At 69.2% G+C, this 21,281-nt stretch carries 18 protein-coding genes, 1 tRNA gene, 1 other RNA gene and 1 pseudogene; 9 read left to right on the forward strand and 12 right to left on the reverse strand.

The window, feature by feature from the left end:
- Positions 1-2 precede the first annotated feature (2 nt).
- Positions 3-354: RNase P RNA component class A (gene rnpB / locus HD592_RS06765), an RNA gene on the reverse strand.
- A gap of 42 nt (positions 355-396) precedes the next feature.
- Between rnpB and HD592_RS06770 the strand changes: the two genes are divergently transcribed.
- Positions 397-1,212, forward strand: a complete 816-nt coding sequence (locus HD592_RS06770; protein ID WP_184452771.1) for a peroxide stress protein YaaA — start codon at positions 397-399, stop codon at positions 1,210-1,212.
- Positions 1,213-1,249: 37 nt separating this feature from the next.
- Here HD592_RS06770 and HD592_RS06775 read toward each other — a convergent pair whose 3' ends face one another.
- Both HD592_RS06775 and HD592_RS06780 read right to left on the reverse strand, forming a co-directional pair.
- The gene (locus tag HD592_RS06775) at positions 1,250-1,987 is read right to left on the reverse strand and encodes a zinc ribbon domain-containing protein (protein WP_184452773.1); all 738 of its coding nucleotides are present in this window, start codon (positions 1,985-1,987) and stop codon (positions 1,250-1,252) included.
- Complete coding sequence (locus HD592_RS06780; protein WP_184454530.1) at positions 1,984-2,793, reverse strand: Nif3-like dinuclear metal center hexameric protein; 810 nt, start codon at positions 2,791-2,793, stop codon at positions 1,984-1,986. The genes HD592_RS06775 and HD592_RS06780 overlap by 4 nt, the downstream gene beginning before the upstream one ends.
- A 126-nt stretch (positions 2,794-2,919) precedes the next feature.
- Between HD592_RS06780 and lipB the strand changes: the two genes are divergently transcribed.
- The 7 genes and pseudogenes from lipB to HD592_RS12610 form a co-directional block, all read left to right on the forward strand.
- A complete protein-coding gene (lipB, locus tag HD592_RS06785; protein ID WP_184452775.1) occupies positions 2,920-3,591 on the forward strand; it encodes a lipoyl(octanoyl) transferase LipB in 672 nt (223 codons plus the stop codon).
- On the forward strand, positions 3,588-4,637 hold the full coding sequence (gene lipA, locus HD592_RS06790) for a lipoyl synthase (protein ID WP_184452777.1): 1,050 nt from the start codon (positions 3,588-3,590) through the stop codon (positions 4,635-4,637). Before lipB ends, lipA begins: the two co-directional genes overlap by 4 nt.
- Position 4,638: 1 nt before the next feature.
- Positions 4,639-6,153, forward strand: a complete 1,515-nt coding sequence (locus HD592_RS06795; RefSeq protein ID WP_320657650.1) for a class I adenylate-forming enzyme family protein — start codon at positions 4,639-4,641, stop codon at positions 6,151-6,153.
- A gap of 70 nt (positions 6,154-6,223) precedes the next feature.
- Positions 6,224-7,597: an NAD(P)/FAD-dependent oxidoreductase gene (locus tag HD592_RS06800; protein ID WP_184452779.1), complete on the forward strand. Its 1,374-nt coding sequence runs from the start codon at positions 6,224-6,226 to the stop codon at positions 7,595-7,597.
- A gap of 152 nt (positions 7,598-7,749) precedes the next feature.
- Positions 7,750-8,313 carry an alkyl hydroperoxide reductase subunit C gene (gene ahpC, locus HD592_RS06805; RefSeq protein WP_154477456.1) on the forward strand — a complete coding sequence of 188 codons (564 nt, stop codon included), beginning with the start codon at positions 7,750-7,752 and terminating at the stop codon, positions 8,311-8,313.
- A gap of 10 nt (positions 8,314-8,323) precedes the next feature.
- Positions 8,324-9,898, forward strand: coding sequence for an alkyl hydroperoxide reductase subunit F (gene ahpF / locus HD592_RS06810; protein ID WP_184452781.1), 1,575 nt, complete (start codon positions 8,324-8,326; stop codon positions 9,896-9,898).
- A pseudogene (locus HD592_RS12610) lies at positions 9,895-10,692 on the forward strand (LysR substrate-binding domain-containing protein); the annotation flags it as partial. The gene ahpF and the pseudogene HD592_RS12610, both read left to right, overlap by 4 nt.
- Positions 10,693-10,871: 179 nt before the next feature.
- On the opposite strand, the gene HD592_RS06820 reads toward HD592_RS12610, so the two are convergent.
- Positions 10,872-10,945: transfer RNA gene (locus HD592_RS06820), tRNA-Val, on the reverse strand.
- Between the two features lie 66 nt (positions 10,946-11,011).
- Complete coding sequence (locus tag HD592_RS06825; RefSeq protein ID WP_184454535.1) at positions 11,012-11,410, reverse strand: DUF3052 domain-containing protein; 399 nt, start codon at positions 11,408-11,410, stop codon at positions 11,012-11,014.
- Between the two features lie 280 nt (positions 11,411-11,690).
- Here HD592_RS06825 and aceE point away from each other — a divergent pair, with 280 nt between their 5' ends.
- Positions 11,691-14,432, forward strand: a complete 2,742-nt coding sequence (aceE, locus tag HD592_RS06830; RefSeq protein ID WP_184452784.1) for a pyruvate dehydrogenase (acetyl-transferring), homodimeric type — start codon at positions 11,691-11,693, stop codon at positions 14,430-14,432.
- A gap of 67 nt (positions 14,433-14,499) precedes the next feature.
- Here the strand turns inward: aceE and HD592_RS06835 are convergent, their stop codons facing one another.
- The 7 genes from HD592_RS06835 to HD592_RS06865 all read right to left on the reverse strand — a co-directional run bounded on the left by HD592_RS06835 (position 14,500) and on the right by HD592_RS06865 (position 21,234).
- Complete coding sequence (locus tag HD592_RS06835) at positions 14,500-15,126, reverse strand: thymidine kinase (protein WP_184452786.1); 627 nt, start codon at positions 15,124-15,126, stop codon at positions 14,500-14,502.
- Positions 15,127-15,237: 111 nt separating this feature from the next.
- The gene (aspA, locus tag HD592_RS06840; RefSeq protein ID WP_184452788.1) at positions 15,238-16,707 is read right to left on the reverse strand and encodes an aspartate ammonia-lyase; all 1,470 of its coding nucleotides are present in this window, start codon (positions 16,705-16,707) and stop codon (positions 15,238-15,240) included.
- A gap of 147 nt (positions 16,708-16,854) precedes the next feature.
- Complete coding sequence (locus HD592_RS06845) at positions 16,855-17,601, reverse strand: succinate dehydrogenase/fumarate reductase iron-sulfur subunit (RefSeq protein ID WP_184452790.1); 747 nt, start codon at positions 17,599-17,601, stop codon at positions 16,855-16,857.
- A complete protein-coding gene (locus HD592_RS06850) occupies positions 17,598-19,610 on the reverse strand; it encodes a fumarate reductase/succinate dehydrogenase flavoprotein subunit (protein ID WP_184452792.1) in 2,013 nt (670 codons plus the stop codon). The genes HD592_RS06845 and HD592_RS06850 overlap by 4 nt, the downstream gene beginning before the upstream one ends.
- A complete protein-coding gene (locus HD592_RS06855) occupies positions 19,607-20,317 on the reverse strand; it encodes a succinate dehydrogenase/fumarate reductase transmembrane subunit (protein WP_184452794.1) in 711 nt (236 codons plus the stop codon). The genes HD592_RS06850 and HD592_RS06855 overlap by 4 nt, the downstream gene beginning before the upstream one ends.
- Before the next feature lie 72 nt (positions 20,318-20,389).
- The gene (locus HD592_RS06860; protein ID WP_184452796.1) at positions 20,390-20,731 is read right to left on the reverse strand and encodes a phosphopantetheine-binding protein; all 342 of its coding nucleotides are present in this window, start codon (positions 20,729-20,731) and stop codon (positions 20,390-20,392) included.
- Complete coding sequence (locus HD592_RS06865; RefSeq protein ID WP_184452798.1) at positions 20,731-21,234, reverse strand: DUF3145 domain-containing protein; 504 nt, start codon at positions 21,232-21,234, stop codon at positions 20,731-20,733. The genes HD592_RS06860 and HD592_RS06865 overlap by 1 nt, the downstream gene beginning before the upstream one ends.
- Positions 21,235-21,281: the final 47 nt, after the last annotated feature.

Genomic DNA, 21,281 nt, shown 5'->3' on the forward strand with positions numbered 1-21,281 from the left:
CGCGGATGAGCCGGTCTGTACGCCGGGTTCTGTTCCGTCGACGACGGCGGCGACCATCTCTCTAGGACCCGCGTTGCCGCGAGCCTCCAGCAACCTACCCGCAGGACGGGGACGGGCCGCCCACTGCCTGCTGCTCGGTCTTGCTCCGGGTGGGGTTTGCCGAGCCGATCCGGTCGCCCGGATCGCTGGTGGGCTCTTACCCCACCGTTTCACCCTTACCGCAGTCTCCTGCGGCGGTCTGTTCTCTGTGGCACTGTCCCTCGGGTCGCCCCGGGTGGCCGTTAGCCATCACCCTGCCCTGTGGAGCCCGGACGTTCCTCGTGGGTTCCCCCACGCGGCCGCCCGACCGACTCATCCGCGCCCTCGATCATAGCCCCTCCCGCTACGATTCCCCCTGTGTTGATCTGGCTCCCGCCGTCCGAATCGAAGCTCGCCCCTCGCCAGGGGCCGCTTCTCGATCTCGATTCCCTCACTCTCCCCGGCCTGCGCGCGCCCCGCGAAAGGCTCATCGAAGCCCTCGCGGAGCTCGGCAGCGGGCCCCGCGCCGCCGAAGTCCTCAGACTGGGACCCGCGTCTGCGGCTTTAGCGCGGGCGAACGAGGCCCTTCTCACGTCCGCGTGCGCCCCCGCGTCCGAGCTCTTCACCGGCGTTCTCTTCGACGCCCTCGATTTCGCCTCGCTCACCGACGGGGAACAGGCCCGTCTGCGCCGGTGCGCGCTCGTCTTCTCCGGCCTCTTCGGGGTCGTCGCCCTCGACGATGCGCTCCCCGATCATCGTCTCGCCATGGGCGTGCGCCTTCCCGGCATCGGAGGGCTCGCCGGGTTCTGGCGCTCCGCGCTCGATGAGGAACTGCGGGTCCGGGCCGAAGGCGAGACCGTCATCGATGCGCGCTCGGGGCCCTACGCCGCCGCGTGTCCGGCGCCCTGGGCCCGCATCATCAGGATTCAGGCGGTGCGGGAGCGCGCGGGCGCACGGGCTTCGATCTCGCACGATGCGAAGCGCTGGCGGGGCCTCGTGGTGCGCGCGCTCGCGGGCCTCGCCCCCGAAGCCGGTGCCGACGTGGTGCTCGACGCAGTGGCGCGCATGGCGGGGCGGGTCGCCTTCACGGATGCGAAGGGCGTTCCGCATGCGATCGGGGCCGTCGAGATCGGCGATGCGCTCCCCGCATCGCAGGGAGGGAGCGTCCGCGAACTCGTCCTCGTCACCGACTAGCCGGATTCGGGATCGTCACCGGCCGACCAGCCCGGTTTCAGGATTCGCGCCTCGTCCGCACGACGATCGCGCGGGTCTCCTCCGTCCAGCACACCTCGTCCTCGGGTGCGAGACGGATCCTTTGCAGTTCGGCCGGGGCGAGCTCGGTCGCCATGCCCACCGCGATCCCGTTGCGCAACTCGAGCACGGCGAAGGCGCCGTTGAGGGCCCGGGAGCACTCGTAGGCGTCGAGGAGCTCAGCGGGAAGCGAGGCGGCCAGGTCGCGGCGCTTCTTGATGACCTCGCGCAGCTCCGCGTCGAGCTCCTTGACGTCCTCGTTGAAGGCCGCCTTGGTGGCCTCGACGTCCTCCTTGATGGCTCGCGCCTCGGCGAGCATGGCCTCGCGCGCCGAAACCGCGGCCTCGCGCTTGACCTCGGTGGCGATGAGATCGTCCTCGAGCTTGGAGCGTCGGGCCTTCACCTGGTCGATCTCGTGCTCCAGAGCCGAGATGTCGCGAAGGGGCACCTGATTCTTCTTCAGGCGTTCGCTTTGGCGCTCGCAGCGGGCCGAGACCGCTTCGATCTCCTTCTCGATGCGCGCCGCTTCGCGCGCGATGTCGGAGATGACCGCCGACTGGGTGACGGCAGCCCGCTGGAGGTCCTCGGCCCGGCCCGCGAGCTCGCGCACGGTGTCGAAGGCGGGGTGGGTGTCACGCTTGTGGCGGAGAACCGATTCGCGTTGATCGAGGGCGAGGAGTTCGAGCAGGCTCGACTGATCGAGATAGGTCGCTTTCACAAGAGTCCTCCTAGAGTCGGCCGGTGGCTCGTCCACGGCTCCGTCGCAATCGTAGAGACTTTCACGTCGAGATCCACATCCGCCCCCTGCGCACCCGCCCTCAGGCGCTCGGCGAGGCGCGGCAGCCACACGGATTCGGTCGCCCAGTGGCTCGCGCACAGCAGGGCCGGCGCTCCCCCTTCGCGATGCTCCGAGGCCGGGTGATGGCGCAGGTCGGCGGTGAGGACGGCATCGGCCCCCGAAGCCCTTGCCGCCTCGAGGAAGGAGTCGCCGGCGCCCGGGCACACCGCGACCCTCGCGATGAGGGCGTCCTCGTCTCCGCTGCTGAACAGGCCCGTCGGCCCCGCGGGGAGCCTGCTCGCCACGAGATCGGCGAAGTCGCCCAGTCGCGCGGGGGTGATCGCGCCGATCCGTCCGTGGCCGTAGGGGCGCCCCTCCTCGTCCCGTCCGGATTCGACGAGCGGTACGGCGTCGCGGATGCCGACAAGGGCGGCGAGGGCGTCACCGGTGCCCTCGTGCGAGCAGTCGGCGTTCGTGTGAGCGGCGAAGAGGGCGATCCCGGAACGAATGAGCTTCGCCACGAGACGGCCCTTCGGATCCGACTCCGGCAGGAAGCTCGTGCCCCGCAGGTAGAGGGGGTGGTGGACGAGCATCATGTCGGCCTTCTCGTCGAGGGCCTCCTCAACGGTGTCCGCCACGGGGTCGAGGGCGAGGAGGACTTTTCCGGCCCGGCGCCGGGGATCGCCGAGGATGAGCCCCACCCTGTCCCAGGCCTCCGCGCGCTCGGGCGGGTACCACGTATTCATCCGGGTGACGATGTCACCCACGCTCCATGAACTGCTCACCCGGCAAGGATATCGGGCCTCCTGGCGCTCGTGGCGCCCTCGGCGCTCGGCGGGTAGAGCCAATGTCCCAGGGCTATGATTCGATCCGTGCGCGTCATCGATCTCATCGACTCGGGCCTCACGGACTACGCGGAAGTGGACCGCCTCCAAAGGGAGCTCCACGGGAAAGCCGCTGCCGGTGAGGGCGACTTCCTCATCCTCGCCGAATTCACGCCGACGTGGACGGCGGGGCGCCACACGAAGCCCGAGGACGTCCCCGACACGACGCTGCCCATCATCCGCACCGATCGCGCCGGCTCGGCCACCTGGCACGGCCCCGGGCAGGTGGTCTGCTATCCCGTCGTCAAGCTCAAGGAGCCGGTCGACCTGTACGCCTGGATCCGCTCGGTCGAGGCGGGGGTCATCGGCACCGTCCGCGAGGACTGGGGACTGGACGCCCGCAGGATCGACGGCCGCGCGGGCGTATGGCTCACCGAGGAGGGGCGCAGGGACCGGAAGATCTGCGCGATCGGACTGAAGGTCGCGCGCGGCGCGACCCTTCACGGGGTCGCCCTCAATGTCGACATCGATCCGGCTGCGGCCTTCTCGGGCATCATCCCGTGCGGCCTCGCCGACGCCGATGTGGCCTCGCTTTCGTGGGAGGGCGTGCGCACCACCGTTCGCGAGGCCGCGAACGCCCTCGTCGTCCGCCTCTTCGACTCGATCCGCCCGCAACTGGCGGACCCCGACCCCATTCTCGAGAACTGGAGCGCTTCATGAGCACCCTGCCCGACCCCGAAGGCCGCAAGCTTCTTCGCGTAGAGGTGAGGAACTCCCAGACCCCCATCGAGTCGAAACCGGAGTGGATCCGCACGACCGCGAAGGCCGGGGCGAATTACCAGGACATGCGGAGCCTGTCGCATTCGAGGGGACTGCACACCGTGTGCGCGGAGGCCGGGTGCCCGAACATCTACGAGTGCTGGCAGGACCGCGAGGCGACCTTCCTCCTGGGCGGCGCCCTGTGCACGCGCCGCTGCGACTTCTGCGACATCGCGACGGGCCGTCCGAGCGAGTACGACCGGGACGAGCCCCGCCGCATCGCCGAATCCGTCGCCGAATTGGAGCTGCGCTACGCCACGATCACGGGGGTCACCCGTGATGACCTGCCCGACGGGGCGGCGTGGCTCTACGCCGAGACCTGTCGCCTCATCCACGAGCTCAGCCCATCGACCGGCGTCGAGCTCCTCGTCGACGACTTCCGGGGGCAGGCCGAGTCGATCGACATGGTCATCGAAGCGGGACCGCAGGTCTTCGCGCACAACCTGGAGACCGTGCCCCGCATCTTCAAGAAGATCCGACCGGCCTTCCGTTACGAGCGCTCCCTCGACATGATCCGGCGCGCGCATGACGGGCGGATGGTGACGAAGTCGAATCTCATCCTGGGCATGGGCGAGAGCCGCGAGGAGATCTCCGAGGCCATGCGCGACTTGCACTTAGCGGGTTGCGACCTCTTGACGATCACCCAGTACCTGCGCCCCTCGCCGCTGCATCACCCGATCGACCGCTGGGTGCATCCCGAGGAGTTCGTCGAGATCGCCGCCGAGGCCGAGGAGATCGGCTTCGCGGGTGTCATGGCGGGACCGCTCGTACGCTCCTCGTATCGCGCCGGGCTCCTGTGGGCGAAGGGGATGCGGGCCCGGGGTTTCGAGATCCCCGAGAGGCTGTCCCACCTCGATGATTCCGGCTCCACCCTGCAGGAGGCCCGCACGGTCCTGCGCAAGATGCGCGAGCGGGCCGATCGCCGGGCAGCGGGAGTGTCGGCCTGAGGTGATCGCTCCGGATTACTCCCCCGCCCGCGCCCTCCTGCGCGCGGCCAAGCAGCATCCCGATCGCAAGTCGATCATCTGGCCCGACGGCCAAGAGCCCTGGACGGTCGGGCGCAGCGCCGACGTCGTCTCGCGGACGGTCAGCGCCCTGCGCGCTCTCGGCATCGCCGAGGGCGATCGCGTCGTCTTCGCAGCGGCGAACAGCGCCTGGGTCTTCCTTCTCCACGTCGCCTGCGCATGGATCGGCGCGGTCACCGTGCCGGTCTCCGAGCGCCTTCCGCTCGACGTCCTCGAGGGGATCATCGATTCGATCCGGCCGCGACTGGTCCTGACCGATCCCGATTCCGCCCTGGCCGGGCGCGCCGGGATGCGGGTCCTGGAGCTGGGCGGTTTCGCCTCGCTGAGCCTGGCGTCCCCGCCCGCGCCGGGCGCCCCCCGGGCGCTGGGATCGGAGCCCGCGGCGATCGTCTACACCTCGGGTTCGGCGGGCAGGACTCGCGGCGTCGAGCTCTCGCACGCCCAGTTGTGGTGGGGCTCGATGTGCTTCCGCGATGGCTTCGAATACGCGCCCTACGAGGAGGTCGTCGGCGTCTGCGCCCCGGTGTCGCACATCGGCGGCTTCAACGGCACCTCCCTCGACGTCTTCAGTCACGGCGGCGCGATCCGCGTCTTCTCCGGCTTCGACCCCGTGGAGGTCTTGACCTCCATCGAGGCTGATCGTATCTCGATGATGTTCGTCGTCCCGGTCATGTGCCACCTGCTGCTCGATGCGAACGCCTCCCTCGGCGCGGACCTGTCCTCCTGGCACCGCCCCTTGGTGGGGGGCGATGCCATGGGTCCGGTGCTCGCCCAGCGCCTCCGCTCGGCCGGTTTGAGGCCCATCCACGTGTGGGGGATGACGGAGACCGCGGGTGCGGGCATGATGGCCTCCCCCGATTCGGCGGCTCCCGCGGGCGCCCTCGGCGCGCCCTTCCCCTATGTCGACGCGCGCCTCGTCCTCGCCGATGGAGCGCCCGCGAGGCCGGGCGAGATCGGGGAGATCGAGGTGCGGGGGCCGGGTGTGGCGCAGACCTTCATCTCGGCGGGCGAGCGCGGCCCGGCGCGCGTGCGGGACGGCTGGCTCGCCACCGGGGATCTGGCGACCCGGGACGAGGAGGGCTGGTACACCATCGTCGGTCGCGCCTCGCGGATGATCAACACCGGCGGCGAGCTCGTCGCCCCCGCGCGCCTGGAGGAGCTCATCCGCGGATTGGACGGGGTCGACGACGCCATCGTCGTGGGCGTCCCCGATGAGCGCTGGGGCCAGGTCGTCTCGGCCCTGCTCGTCGACCGCTCCGGCCTCCGCTCGGGTTCGGCGCGCGAGACCGTGGCGGTCCTCGACCGCCACCTCGCGCCCTGGGAGCGGATCCGCAGGGCCGCCTGGGTCGAGTCGCTGCCCCAGCTGCCCAACGGCAAGCCGGATGCCCTGGCCGCCGAGCGGATGCTGATGGAGGCGGAGCAGCGCCGAATGTGGTGAACACCGCGCATGATCGCGCGACCGAATTCGGTAATCTTCTCGTGACTTAATTTCCGAGAAGGGGTCTTCCATGCACCGCATCGTCATCATCGGATCCGGCTTCGCCGGACTCGCCGCAGCCAAGGGCCTCAAGCGCGCCGACGCCGAGATCACGATCCTCGCCAGGACGGGCCACCACCTCTTCCAGCCCCTCCTCTACCAGGTGGCGACCGGGATCCTCTCCGAGGGCGACATCGCGCCGACGACGCGCGAGATCCTCAAGAGGCAGAAGAACGCGCGGGTCCTCCAGGCCCTCGTCGAGGACATCGACGTCGACAAGCGCATCGTCACCTGGCGCAATCACAACGAGGTCCGCGAAACCCCCTACGACACGCTCATCGTCGCCGCCGGCGCGGGCCAGTCCTACTTCGGGAACGACCACTACGCCGTGTTCGCGCCGGGGTTGAAGACCATCGACGACGCCCTCGAACTGAGGGCCCGCATCTTCGGCTCCTTCGAGAAGGCCGAGATCGCCGAGGACCCGGCCGAGATCGAGCGCCTACTCACCTTCGTCGTCGTCGGCGCCGGACCGACCGGCGTTGAAATGGCCGGCCAGATCCGCGAACTCGCCTCGCACACCCTGGCGAACGAATTCCGCGCGATCGACCCGCGCGCCGCGCGCGTCCTCCTCGTCGACGGAGCGGACCTGCCCCTACCCGCCTTCGGCGAGAGGCTCGGCGACGTCACGCGGCGCGAGCTCGAAAGGCTCGGCGTCGAGGTGCGCACAGGCGCCCTCGTCATCGGACTCGATCACGACACGGTCACGCTGCGCCACCAGGACGGCTCGAGCGAGACGATCCCGTCGAAGTGCAAGGTGTGGGCCGCCGGCGTCCAGGCGAGCGAACTCGGCCGGGTGCTCGCCGAGCGCGCGGGCGCCGAGCTCGACCGTGCGGGCCGCGTCATCGTGGGACCGGACCTGACCCTCCCGGACCACCCGGAGATCTTCGTCCTCGGCGACATGATGGCCGTCCCGGGCGTGCCCGGCGTCGCGCAGGGCGCGATCCAGTCCGCCCGCTTCGCGGCGAAGACGATCCTCGCCCGCCTCGGCGCGGGCAGGGCGCCGGCGGAGTTCGCCTACAGCGACAAGGGCTCGATGGCGACGATCGCCCGATTCAAGGCCGTCGTCAAGATCGGCCGCTTCCGCCTCACCGGCTTCCTCGCCTGGGCGGCGTGGTGCTTCCTCCACCTGCTCTACATCGTCGGCTTCAAGTCGCAGATCGGCACGCTCGTCCACTGGTTCTTCAGCTTCGCCTCCGGAGCGCGCTCGCAGAGGACGACGACGAACCAGCAGCTCGTCGCCCGCCTCGCGCTCGAGCACTTGGGCGCCCACTCCTCCGGAAGACTCGTCGCGGGCCAGGATCCGACGGGCTCCGAAGGGCGCCCCGGCGACTCCCGGGAGGAGTGAGTCGGGAGGACGCCTGCTTCTTCGTTCAACGGAGCGAAAGACTTCCTCGGGAATCAGGGACCCCCTGGATTTAATAGCCTCAATGTCTCATTCGAACCAGAATCGATATAGATTTTCTATCGTCAGTTCACGCTCGGACGAAAGGCCAGCTCATGTCGTTGATCAACACGCGAATCAAGCCCTTCGAGACGGAGGCCTACCACAACGGCTCCTTCATCCACGTCTCCTCCGACGACCTCCAGGGCAAGTGGGGCATCGTCTTCTTCTACCCGGCGGACTTCACCTTCGTCTGCCCGACTGAGCTCGCGGACCTCGAGAAGGTCTACCCCGAGCTCCAGTCCCTCGGAGTCGAGGTCTACTCCGTCTCCCGCGACTCCCACTTCGTGCACAAGGCGTGGCACGAGACCTCGCCCGAAGTCGGCACCCTCACCTATCCGATGCTCGGCGACGTCAACGGCGTCATCACCGCGAACTTCGACACCATGAGGCCCGAGTCCGGTCTCGCCGACCGCTCCACCTTCCTCATCGACCCCGACGGGATCATCCAGTACATCGAGACCACGCCCGAGGGCGTCGGCCGCAACGCCGCCGAACTCGTCCGCAAGGTGAAGGCCGCCCAGTACGTGCGCTCCCACCCCGGCGAGGTCTGCCCCGCCAAGTGGGAGGAGGGCCAGGAGACCCTCAAGCCCTCCTTCGACCTCGTGGGGAAGATCTGAGGCCCGCTCGATGCTCGACACCGCAGCCCTCTCCCAGCTCTCCGAGTACCTCACCCTCATCCGGGAGCCGATCGAACTCGCCGCATCACTCGACGACTCGACTCATTCGCGGCGCCTGCGCGAACTCCTCGAGGAGATCGCATCGCTCAGCGACATGGTCACCCTCGTCGAAGAAGCCGATGCGCGCACCCCGTCCTTCGCGATCCGGCGCATCGGAAGCGATGTCGGGGTCCGTTTCGCGGGCCTGCCGATGGGCCACGAGTTCGCCTCCCTCGTCCTGGCCCTCGTTCAGGTCGGCGGCCACCCGCCGAAGCTCGACGAGGACGTGATCGAGGCGATCCGCGCCCTCGACGGGGGCGAATTCGTCACCTACATGTCCCTGACGTGCCAGAACTGTCCGACGGTCGTCCAGGCGCTCAACACCATGAGCGTCATCAACCCGAAAATCCGGCACACCGCGGTCGAAGGGGGCGCCTTCGAAGCGGAGGTCGCAGGACTGGGCATCACGGCCGTCCCCGCGGTCTACAAGGACTCGGAGGTCTTCGCCCACGGGCGCATGGAGATCGGGGACATCCTCGACAAGCTCAACCCCTCCTCGGCCGAAGCCCGTTCGAAGGCCCTCGACTCCCTCGAGCCCTTCGATCTGCTCGTCGTCGGCGCCGGACCGGCCGGCGCCACCGCGGCGATCTACGCGGCCCGCAAGGCACTGCGCACCGGGATCATCGCGGAACGCTTCGGCGGTCAGATCCTCGACACAGCATCCATCGAGAATTTCAGCTCGATCCGGCGCACCGAGGGCCCGGCCCTCGCCTCCTCCCTGGAGGAGCACGTGCGCTCCTACGACGTCGAGATCATGACGGGGCACCGCGTCAGCGCGCTCACCGCCCCCTCCGAGTCCGATCCCCTCTTCAGCCTCACGACGGGCGGGGCGCGCCTGCGCTCGCGCAGCGTCATCCTCGCCACGGGGGCGAGCTACCGGCTCATGGGAGTGCCCGGGGAGCAGGAGTACCGCAACAAGGGCGTGACCTTCTGCCCGCACTGCGACGGCCCCCTCTTCGCCGGGCGGGAGGTCGCGGTCATCGGCGGGGGCAATTCCGGGATCGAGGCCGCTATCGACTTGGCCGCCATCGCCTCCCGGGTCACCGTCGTCGAGTTCCTCGATGAGCTCAAGGCGGACGCGGTCCTCGTCAAGACGCTGAACTCCCTGCCGAACGTCACCGTGCGCACCGGCGTGCGCGTGCTCAGCGTCCTCGGCGACGGGAAGGCGGTCACCGCACTCGAGGTCGAGAACCGTTCGGAGGGGACTCGCGAGGAGATCCCCGTTGCGGGCGTCTTCGTCCAGATCGGCCTCGTGCCGAACACCGGATGGCTCGAAGCCCCCGCGCTCACCAACTCCCGCGGTGAGATCCTCGTCGATCCGCGCGGAGCGACCGCCGTTCCCGGCCTCTTCGCCGCCGGCGACTGCGCGACGACCCCCTACAAGCAGATCCTCACCGCGCTGGGATCGGGGGCGACGGCCGCCCTGACGGCCTTCGACCACCTCATGCGGGAGGGGGCCGCCGCTCCCGCTACCATCGACGCATGAACCTGAGGAGTCTCGAATACCTCGTGGCGGTGGCCGAAGGGCGCAGTTTCCGCGCCGCGGCCACCGCCTGCGGCGTCTCGCAGCCGACCCTGTCGGTGCAGATCCGGCGCCTGGAGGACGAACTCGGGGTTGACCTCGTCGACCGCTGCGCTTCCCCGATCGGACTGACCCCGATCGGCCGCGATATCGCCGAGCGCGCCCGCACGGCGATCGAGTGCGCCGCCCAGATCGAGCAGATCGCGCGCGAGGCCAAGGGGGCCGCCTCGCCCCTGCGCATCGGGGTCTTCCCGACGCTCGGCCCCTATCTCATCCCCCGGATCCTCCCCCGCTTCAAGGACGAGCGCCCCGATCTGCGCCCCCTCTTCGTCGAGGAGAAGACCCCCCGCCTCATCGACATGCTCGACGCGGGCGAGATCGACGGCGCGCTCGTCGGCTCGGACCTGCCCGTTCCCCCTTTCAAGGAGCGCCCCCTCTTCCGGGAGGAGTTCATCCTCGCGATCCCGCAGGGCGACCCCCTCGCCCAGGCCCCCGCGGTCACCGCGCGAGACCTCGCCGACCGCCGGGTCCTGCTCCTGACCGAGGGGCACTGCCTCGGAGAGCAGATCGAGCGCTGGGCCATCGCCGAGGGCGTCCCCCTCCTCGACGACTACCGGGCCACCAGCCTGGAAACCCTCCGTCACGCCGTGATGCTCGAGCAGGGGATCGCCCTCCTGCCGGCCCTGTCCGTCATCGATCCCGTTCCGCGCTTCCCCGGAATCGCCCTCAAGCGCCTGGGCCCGGATGCGCCGCACCGGGACATCCGGTTCGTGTGGAGAACGACCTCGCCGAGGGGGCGCCGGCTCGCCGAGCTGAGCGCTTCGCTGATGCCCTCCATCGATTCCCCCCTCATCCTCGACGGAGGGGAGGCGTCCGGCGCCGTATCGCCGCTGCGCGAAGAGGAGCCGACGCCCGCAGGGGCGCCGACTCCGGGATGTGGGCCCGGCCGGGTTCGAACCGACGACTTCTGCGGTGTAAACGCAGCGCTCTGACCAACTGAGCTACAGGCCCCGCGCCCGCGCCGACATCGTGAGCGGGACCGTCCCATTATGGGGGACGGCATCCCGATCCGCCGAATCAGCGGCTCCGGGGCCGGGCGGTCAGGCGGATGCCCGCCCAATCGGATCCGACCGACGCCGCAGAGGTCGAATGCAGTCCCGCGGTCTTCGCCGCGTCCTCCACGTCCGCGACGGCGACCGTTCCGGGCCGCCCGGGCTTGGGGATGAAGACCCAGATCAGGCCCCCGTCATCGAGATTGGTCAAGGCGTCGACGAGGAGATCCGCAAGATCCTCCTCCTCGGCGTCATCGGCGCGCCACCACACGACGGCGCCGTCCACCACATCCCCGTAATCGGGATCGACGAGTTCGGAGCCGGTCTCCTCCTCGATGAGCGAACGAAGGCCCTGGTCGGCGTCATCGTCGACGTAGAACTCCTGCACGATCTGTCCCGGTGCGAATCCGAGGCTCACCGCCACGACGAACAACCACCCTTCGGGAAGAGCGCCTGGCGCGCTGCTGTTTCAAACACGCGCTCATCGTAGAGCACTCCCGGCATTCCTCGACGACTTCGGGCCGAACGCGCGCGAAGTCCTCGATCGGAGAGGCCGTCTCGAGGCGCGGAACCACCGAATGAGGCATGAATCATGGGTCTGAGGTCCCATATTCGCTCGCATATACACAGGATTCGGGGGACAATGGTGGGGTGCGCACGCAGCAGTGCGCGAGAGCCGAATTACCCGGAAGAAGAGGCAATCCGTGAGTCACGCGAGTGAGAACCACCCGGTCGTCAACGGCCTGCTCAGCCAGGTCCCCGACAACGATCCGGCAGAGACCTCAGAATGGATCGAGTCCCTCGAAGGGCTCATCGACGAGAAGGGCGGGCCCCGCGCCCGTTACATCCTGCTCCACATGCTCGCCCAGGCCCGGCGCCAGGGCGTGCAGATGCCGCAGGAGTACACCACCCCCTACGTCAATACGATCCCGGTCGAGCAGGAACCCTACTTCCCCGGCGATGAGGCGATGGAGCGCCAGTACCGCCGCTGGATCCGCTGGAACGCCGCCGTTCAGGTGACCCGCGCCCAGCGCCCCGGAGTCAAGGTCGGCGGGCACATCTCCTCCTACGCCTCCGTCGCGACGCTGTACGAGGTCGGCCTCAACCACTTCTTCCGGGGCAAGGACCACCCCGGCGGCGGCGACCACGTCTTCTTCCAGGGGCACGCCTCCCCGGGCCCCTACGCGCGCGCCTTCCTCGAGGGCCGCTTGACCGAGGAGCAGATGGACGGCTTCCGTCAGCAGGCCTCCACGCCGAACGGCCTCCCCTCCTACCCGCACCCCCGCCAGCTCCCCGAGTTCTGGGAATACCCGACCGTGTCCCTCGGCCTGGGGCCCGCCGAAGCGATCTACCAGGCGTGGTTCGACCGCTACATCCACCTGCGCGGCATCAAGGACACCTCCCAGCAGCACACCTGGGCCTTCATCGGCGACGGAGAGATGGACGAGCCCGAATCGCGCGGCATGCTCCAGCTCGCCGCCCAGCAGGGCCTCGACAACCTCACCTTCGTCGTCAACTGCAACCTCCAGCGCCTCGACGGCCCGGTGCGCGGCAACGGCAAGATCATCCAGGAGCTCGAAGCCTTCTTCAAGGGAGCGGGCTGGAACGTCATCAAGGTGATCTGGGGCCGCGGCTGGGACCAGCTCCTCGCCTCGGACAAGGACGACGCCCTCGTCCATCTCATGAACGACACCCTCGACGGCGACTACCAGACCTTCAAGGCGAACGACGGGGCCTACGTGCGCGAGCACTTCTTCGGCCGTGATCCCCGCACGAAGGCGATGGTCCAGAACTGGACCGACGATCAGATCTGGGCCCTCCAGCGCGGCGGTCACGACTACCGCAAGGTGTACGCGGCCTACAAGGCGGCGATGGAGCACACCGGCCAGCCGACCGTCATCCTCGCCCACACGATCAAGGGCTACGCCCTCGGCACCCACTTCGCCGGCCGCAACGCGACGCACCAGATGAAGAAGCTCACCCTCGAGGACGCCAAGCAGCTGCGCGACCGCCTGCAGATCCCGATCACGGACGAGCAGCTCGAGGCGGATCCCTACCTGCCGCCCTACTACCGTCCGGCCGATGACGACCCGGCCCTCCTCTACATGAAGGAGCGCCGCGAGAAGCTCGGCGGGTGGGTCCCCGAGCGCCGCGCCGACCGCAACCCGGTCCTGCCGCCGCTGCCCTCCAAGCCCTTCGAGTCGCTCTCCAAGGGCTCCGGTTCGCTCGAAGTCGCATCGACCATGGCGCTCGTCCGACTCCTCAAGGACCTCCTCAAGGACAAGACCGTCGGCAAGTACTTCGTGCCGATCATCCCCGACGAGGCGCGCACCTTCGGCCTGGACGCGATCTTCCCCTCGGCGAAGATCTTCAACACCCACGGCCAGAACTACACGGCCGTCGACGCCGACATGATGCTCTCCTACAAGGAGTCCGAGCAGGGCCACGTGCTCCACACGGGCATCACCGAGGCCGGTTCCGCAGCCGCCTTCCAGGTCGCGGGCACCGCCTACGCGACCCACGATCTGCCGATGGTGCCGATCTACATCTTCTACTCGATGTTCGGATTCCAGCGCACCGGCGACCAGTTCTGGGCGGCCGCCGACCAGCTGGCCAGGGGCTTCGTCATCGGCGCGACCGCGGGGCGCACCACGCTGGCCGGCGAGGGGCTCCAGCACATGGACGGGAACTCCCAGGTCCTCGCATCGACGAACCGGGCCTTCGTCTCCTACGACCCCGCCTACGCCTACGAGATCCGCTACATCGTCGAGGACGGGCTCAAGCGGATGTACGGCAACGACGGCCGCGATCCGAACGTCATGTACTACCTCACCGTGTACAACGAGCCTATCCACCAGCCCGCCGAGCCGGAGGGCCTCGACGTCGAGGGCGTCAAGCGCGGCATCTACAAGCTCGACGACCACCAGGGCTTCGGCGGCCCCAAGGCCCAGCTCCTCGCTTCGGGCGTGGGTGTGCCGTGGGCGCGCGAGGCCCGCAGGCTCCTGGCCGAGGACTGGGGCGTCGACGCCGCCGTGTGGTCGGTGACCTCGTGGAACGAACTGCGCCGCGACGGCCTCGAAGCCGACGAGCACAACTTCCTCCACCCCGGGGAGGAGCCGCGCACCGCCTTCCTCACGAGCCAGCTCGCCGGAGCCGAGGGCCCCTTCCTCGCGACCTCCGACTTCGATTCGCTCACCCAGGACATGATCCGGCCGTGGATCCCCGGCGAGTACCGCGTGCTCGGCGCCGACGGCTTCGGCATCTCGGACACCCGACGCGCCGCCCGCCGTTACTTCCACATCGACGCCGAGTCCCTCGCGGTCCGCACGCTCCAGGCCCTCGCCGACCAGGGGCGGATCGACCGCGCGCTCGTCGCCCAGGCGATCGCCAAGTACGAGCTCTTCAACAACGCCGTCGACGCGGCTGCCCGCCCCGGCGCGCAGTGAGCTCCGCCGCATAGAACGGTGCCCTCGTCCTCAAGGACGAGGGCACCGTCATTTCAAGCGACGGGCGTCATCGGCGCGCATTCCTCGCGGCGCGATAGGGCAGGACTCCCCCGGCCTCGAGATAGCAGGAGGGGCAGAGCGACTCGTAGGTGACCTCGACGCCGTCGATCGCCACCTGAGCGCCGTCGAAGACGAAGCGCTCGCCGATCTTGCGCCCGTTGAACATGGCCTTGCGCCCGCAGCGGCAGATGGTCTTGAGCTCCTCCAAGGAGTGGGCCACTTCGAGGAGCCGCCGGGACCCCGGGAAGGAATGCGTCCGGAAGTCGGTCCTGATCCCGTAGGCGAGAACCGGGATGGACGCGCGCACCGCCAGTTCGAGGAGGTCGTCGACCTGGGACTCCTCGAGGAACTGGGCCTCATCGACGAGGAGGCAGGCGACCGGCTCGCCGCGGGCGGCGCCCTCGTCGGCGATCCCGCTCACAAGGGCGTAGAGGTCGACCTCCGGCTCGACGAGCAGATCCACCTCCCGGGCGACGCCCAGGCGCGAGACGATCGTGCGGTCCCCCTTGGTGTCGATGAGCGGTTTGGCCAGGAGGACCCGCTGTCCGCGCTCCTCGTAGTTGTACGCCGCTTGGAGCAGGGCCGTCGACTTGCCCGAGTTCATCGCCCCGTACCGGTAATAGAGTTTCGCCACGAGGGTTCCTTTCTGCCCCCTCGATCCTAGCGGGACGAGGGGATCAGGTGAGGCCGGGCCGCATCGCGAGCGCGGGCATGACGAGGGCGAGGAGGCCCCCGTCTGCGCCGCTCACCCCTCCTGCTCCTCCACGATCTCGACGACCGAGGGATCCGCGCCGGAGTAGTAGCGGGCATCGCGGTACTTGGGCCGCAGGAGGTTCTCGACGGAGAGGAGTTCGTCGAGGGTCGCCTCGTCGAGCAGGCCCATCTCCAGAACGACCTCGCGGACGTTCCGTCCGCTCCTGGCGCACTCGCGGCCGACGATGTCGCCGTTCGCATGACCGATCACCTCGTTGAGATAGGTGACGATGCCGATCGAATCGAGCACGTTGTTCCGGCAGACGTCCTCGTTCGCCTCGATCCCGATGATGCAGAATTCTCGCAGGGTCCTCATCGAGTTGGTGAGCAGGTTGATCGACTCGAAGAGCGACAGCGCGATCACCGGCTCCATGACATTGAGCTGGAGCTGACCGGCCTCGGCCGCGAAGGTGAGGGCGACGTCGTTGCCCATGACCTTGAAGCAGACCTGGTTGACGACCTCGGGGATGACCGGGTTCACCTTCGCCGGCATGATCGATGAGCCCGCGGCGCGCTCGGGCAGGCGGATCTCACCGAGCCCCGCCCTCGGTCCCGAGGAGAGGAGGCGCAGATCATTGCAGATCTTCGACAGTTTGACGGCGAGGCGCTTGATCGCGGCGTGCATGGAGACGTAGGCGCCGGTATCGCTCGTCGCTTCGAGCAGATTCTCCGCGCCGCGGATGTCCAGGCCCGTGATCGCCCTGAGATGGCGGACCACGGTCTCCTGGTAGCCCTCGGGCGTGTTGAGCCCCGTGCCGATCGCCGTCGCCCCGAGGTTGACCTCCAGGAGGAGGGCGGAGTTGTTCCGCAGCCTCGGGATCTCCTCGCCCAGGAGGACGCCGAAGGCCTCGAACTCCTTGCCGAGGCTCATGGGCACCGCGTCCTGGAGCTGGGTGCGCCCCATCTTCAAGACGTTCGCGAACTGGCGCCCCTTGGAGTCGAGGGAGTCGATGAGGCGCTCCAGCTCGGCGATGAGCCCTTCGACCTTCTCGTGGAGCCCGAGGCGGAAGCCGCTCGGATAGGCGTCATTGGTCGACTGCGATTTGTTGACGTGATCATTCGGGTTGACGTGCGAGTACCGCCCCTTGGCGAAGCCGAGGCGCTCGAGTGCGAGGTTCGCGACGACCTCGTTCGTGTTCATGTTGACGCTCGTCCCCGCACCGCCTTGGAAGGCGTCGATCGGGAACTGATCGAGACAGCGGCCGTCCTCGAGGATCTGATCGCACGCCCAGATGATCGCCTCCGCGATCTGAGCCGGGAGGATGCCGTGCTCGAGGTTGGCGAGCGCACTGGCCTTCTTGACCGTCACCATGCCTCGGATGAATGCGGGCTCGTCGCCGATCGTCAGGCCGGAGATCCTGTAGTTCTCGATCGCCCTGAGCGTATGGATCCCCCAGTACGCCTCGAGCGGGACCTCACGGGTTCCCAAGAGGTCCTCTTCCGTCCGAAAGGCTCGTCCCACGTCAACTCCTCGTACACAGCGCTTGCGGCCTTCGATTCGCGGCCGCACAACGATCATGCACGCATGAGGGACGAAAGTCCGCCCCTTGTCGAAATTTCAGCAAGTCCTGAAAGAGAGGCGGTCAATCTTTGACCTCGTCATGACCCATCACTCGTCCTCGCCCGCGAAGAGCGCTCCCCAGCGCTCACGCGTGACGAAGCCGGTGACCGCGAGCGGGATGCCCGCTGGACACACCAGGGCGCACTCGCCGTACCCGGAGCACGGTCCGAAGATCTCGACGGCCCTCGCCATCGCCCGCGCCCGCGCCCGGCGCTGCTTCGCCGGAATGGGGGCGAGTGCGAGGGAGGCGAGGCGCGCGCCCGCGTACAGGGCCGCCGATCCATTGGGGCAGGCGGCCACGCATGAGCCGCAGCCGATGCACGCGCCCAAGTCGAGCGCCCTCTCCGCGGCATCGCGGGCAACCGGCACGGCGTCGGCATCGGGGGCCCTCCCCGTCGCCGCAGCCGATGCCCCCGCCTCCCCCTGGAGGAAGTCGAGGGCGCAACGATCGACGACGAGGTCCTTGACCACGGGCATCACGGCGGAGCGGAAGGGCTCGATCGTCACGGTCCCGCCCTCGCGCCGAGTCCCGATCCGCTGGTGACAGGCGGGGAGATTGTCCCCGCTCCCGTTGGGCCGGCCGTCGACGAGCAGTCCGCAGGCGCCGCACACGCCCTCACGGCAGTCCGAGTCGAAGGCGACCGGGGCGAGCCCCTGCTCGGACAGGCGCTCATTGAGGGCATCGAGGAGCTCGAGGACCGACATCCTCGCATCGGCCTCCTCCAGGACGTGCTCCTCGAAGAATCCCGGCCGGTCACTCGAGGGCTGTCGCCAGACCCGGATCGTGAGCTTCATCTGTAGTCCCTCGTTCCCGGCTCGACAAGGCGGTAGCGGAGCTCCTCGCGGCGGTGGACGAATTCCGGGCTCCCCGAATCCCACGCGGAGCTGTGCCATGCCGACACGCACATCCAATGCGCGTCATCGCGTCGCGCCTCGCCGTCGGGCAAGACGTGCTCGGCCCGGAAGTGCGCGCCGCAGGACTCCTCGCGATTGAGGGCGTCGATGCACGCGAGCTCGCCCAGCTCGAGATAGTCGCGGATCCTCATCGCCTCGACGAGATCCGGGTTGAACTCCCCCGCTCGACCGGTGACGCGCGCGTCCTCGTCGAATGCCGCCCGCAGGGAGCGGATCCTCCTCGCACCCGCCGAGGTCGATTCGGCCGTCCTCGTCACTCCGCAGGCCTCGTACATGACCGCGCCCAGCTCGCGGTGGAAGCGCTTCGCGGGCGTCGAGCCCGGGTTCGACAAGAGCGCGCCGATGCGCGACTCGACGCGCTCCAGGGCCGCCCGGCAGGCCGCATCCCCACTGTCGATCAGGGGGTCGGCGAGCCGTGGGGCGAGATAGTCCGCGACGACGTGCGGAATAGTGAAGGACCCGTCGGCGCAGGCGGCGAGCAGGGAATTCGCGCCCAGGCGGTTCGCCCCGTGATACGCCGCGTTCGCCTCCCCCGCGACGAAGAGGCCGGGGATCGTCGATTGGAGGCGGTAGTCCACCCAGAGGCCGCCCATCGTGAAATGCGCGCCCGGAGCGATCCGCATCGGCCGCGTGTAGGGGTCCTCGCCCGTGGCGTCGCGGTACATCGTGAAGAGGTTCGCGTACTTGCCGGCGATCGCTTCGCGCCCCTGGGCGGCGAGGGCGTCGGCGAAGTCGAGGTAGACGGAGTTCCTCCCCGGCCCGACCCCGCGGCCCGCGCGGATCTCGGCACTCGCCGCCCGCGAAGCGATGTCGCGGGGCGTGAGGTTGCCGAATGCCGGGTACCTGCGCTCGAGGTAGTAGTCGCGTTCGGCCTCGGGGATGTCCCCGGGCGGGCGCGGATCCTGCGGATCCATCGGCACCCAGATGCGTCCGTCGTTGCGCAGGGACTCCGACATGAGAGTCGTCTTCGACTGCCAGTCGGATGAGACGGGCAGCGCCGTCGGGTGGAACTGGATGAAGGAGGGGGAGGCGAATGCGGCGCCGGCGCGATGCGCCCGCCACGCGGCGGTCGCATTCGAGTTCTTCGCGAGCGTCGAATGGAAGTAGAGATTCCCGTAGCCCCCGGTGGCCAGGACGACGGCGTGGGCTCTGAGGAGGAGATGCTCCCCTGTGACGAGGTCGCGGGCGACCACTCCTGCGGCCCTGCCCTCGCAGACCACGAGCTCGAGCATCTCCGTGCGCGTCCTCAGGAGGATCCGGCCCGCCCTGGCTTCGCGCACGAGTGCGGACGCCGCGGCGATCTCGAGCTGCTGGCCCGTCTGGCCCCGCGAGTAGAAGGTGCGGGAGACCTGGACGCCCCCGAAGGAACGCGTCGCCAGGGATCCACCGTACTCCCTGGCGAAGGGGACTCCGAGCGCCGCCATGTAGTCGATGACCCGGGCCGACTGCTCTGCGAGCCGGAACACCTCCGACTCGCGGGCCCGGAAGTCCCCGCCCTTGAGGGTGTCCTTGACGAATCGGGCCAGGCAGTCCCCGTCGACGCCCCTTCCCCGGACCGCGTTGATGCCCCCTTGAGCCGCGACCGAGTGGGCGCGCCTGGGCGAATCGTGAACGGTGATGGCCTCGACCCGGTATCCCAGTTCGGCGAGCGCCACGGCCGCACCCGCTCCGGCCAGGCCGGTGCCGACCACGAGCACCGTGAAGCGCTTGCGGTTCGAGGGGGCGACGAGCCGGGCTCCGGCGACGAAGTCGGACCACATGCCCGGGGGCGGGCCGTCCGGTTCCCCGGGGTTGAGGGCCTCGCCCTCGGTGATCGGCGGCCGGGATCCTCGGGCGCCCTCGGGGGGCGAGGGGGCCGTCGCGCGCGGGATCGGGGGGAGGATCGTCATGCCGGAGCCCCTGTCATGAGTGAGGCGATCACGATCGCCCCGTCGCCGAGGAGGATCATCGCCGCCACGAGGACGCCCACGATCCGCCAGAGGGCGAAGGAGCCCCGTGAGACGGCGCCCAGGTCCTTAGCGGCCAGTCCGATGCCGTGAAGGAGGTGCGCTGCGAGGGCGAGCAGGCTCAGCGCGTAGAAGGCGGCCATCGCCGGGCGGGCGAGCGAGGCGATGACGTTGGCGGCGGCGTGGAACTGCGGATCGGGCGGGGCGAAGGCCTCGGATTGCACGATCCGGCCGAGGGTGAGGTCGAGCAGGTGAACGGCGATGAAGGCGAGGAGGATGAGGCCGCTGGGCAGCATGAGCGCGGCGAGGATGCCGGTGGGCCTCTTGCGCCGCGCGCCCCGGGTCCTCGTCGCCGCAGCGCGCGCCTTGAGGACGAGGGCGGACCAGGCGTGTGCGATGAGGCACGAGGCGAGCAGGATGCGGGCGATCCAGAGGGCCCCTTCTCGCGGCAGGAGCGGGACGAGCACGTCCCGAAGCCAGGCGGCGTAGGCGTCCATGGATTCGGGATCGATGAGCAGTTTGAGATTCCCGAGCATGTGGACGAGGACGAAGGCGGCCATCACGAGTCCGCTGAGCGCGAGGATGGAGCGCAGCACCCAGGAGGGCGGACGGCGCTCGGGTGCTTGCAGCCCGGCGAAAGCTCTCGGCATATGTGACGCACCTCCCACTCCAAGAGTAGGAGGTGCGCATCGTCGTATCAGGGTTTCACGATCCGAGCACCGCTACTCCCCCGCGGCGAGCCTCGCGGTATCGTCCAGGATCGAGCCCAAAGTCCCCCACGAGTCGACGAGGTCGTCGGGGAGGACCAGCGACAGGTCGTGCTCGATCCTCGCGACGATGGCGTACAGCCCCAGATCGTCGAGATCCAGGTCCCCCCTGAGGGTCAGATCCACCCGGGCGGCATCCGGATCCAGCCCGGTCTCCTCGAGCACGGCCGCAATGGCGGCCTCGCGCGCCAGATCCGCCTTCGATGCGGCGGGCGCCCCTCGGGGAGCCTCGTCGTCGGGGGCGGCATCGGGCTCGGGCACGAGCGAGTACCCGAGGAGCTCCGCGATCGACCCCATCAGCCGACCCGGTTGTTCAACCAGCGGACGGGCGCGCCGGCGCCCGCGTGGCGGAAGGGCTCGAGTTCGTCGTCCCAAGCCTGACCGAGGGCCAAATCGAGTCCCTCCTGCAGCTCCTCGAGGGTGCTCGCGCGCTCGAGGGCGGCGCGGATGCGATCCTCGGGCACCACGATGTTCCCCACGGAGTCCATCTGCGAGTGGAAGATGCCGAGGGCGGGGGTGTGCGACCAGCGGCCGCCGTCGGTGGCGGCCGTCGCCTCCTCCGTCACCTCGTAACGCAGGTGTTCCCATCCGCGCAGCGCCGATGCCAGACGCGCGCCCGAGCCGGTCGGGCCCACCCAGGAGAATTCGGAGCGCACGAGGCCCTGAGCGGCCTCCTGGTTCGTCCACTGGAGATGGACCTCTTGCCCCAGGGCCGCGCCGACGGCCCACTCGATGTGCGGGCACAACGCGGGCGGAGTCGAGTGCACGAAAAGCACACCGCGGGTGTATGTCCCTCTCAAAGTGACCTCCGGTTGTCGTTGAGGAGCGTCTTCCCCTACGTCCTCCA

This window comes from Schaalia hyovaginalis (genome assembly GCF_014208035.1).
In the GTDB taxonomy this organism is placed as follows: Bacteria; Actinomycetota; Actinomycetes; order Actinomycetales; family Actinomycetaceae; genus Pauljensenia; species Pauljensenia hyovaginalis.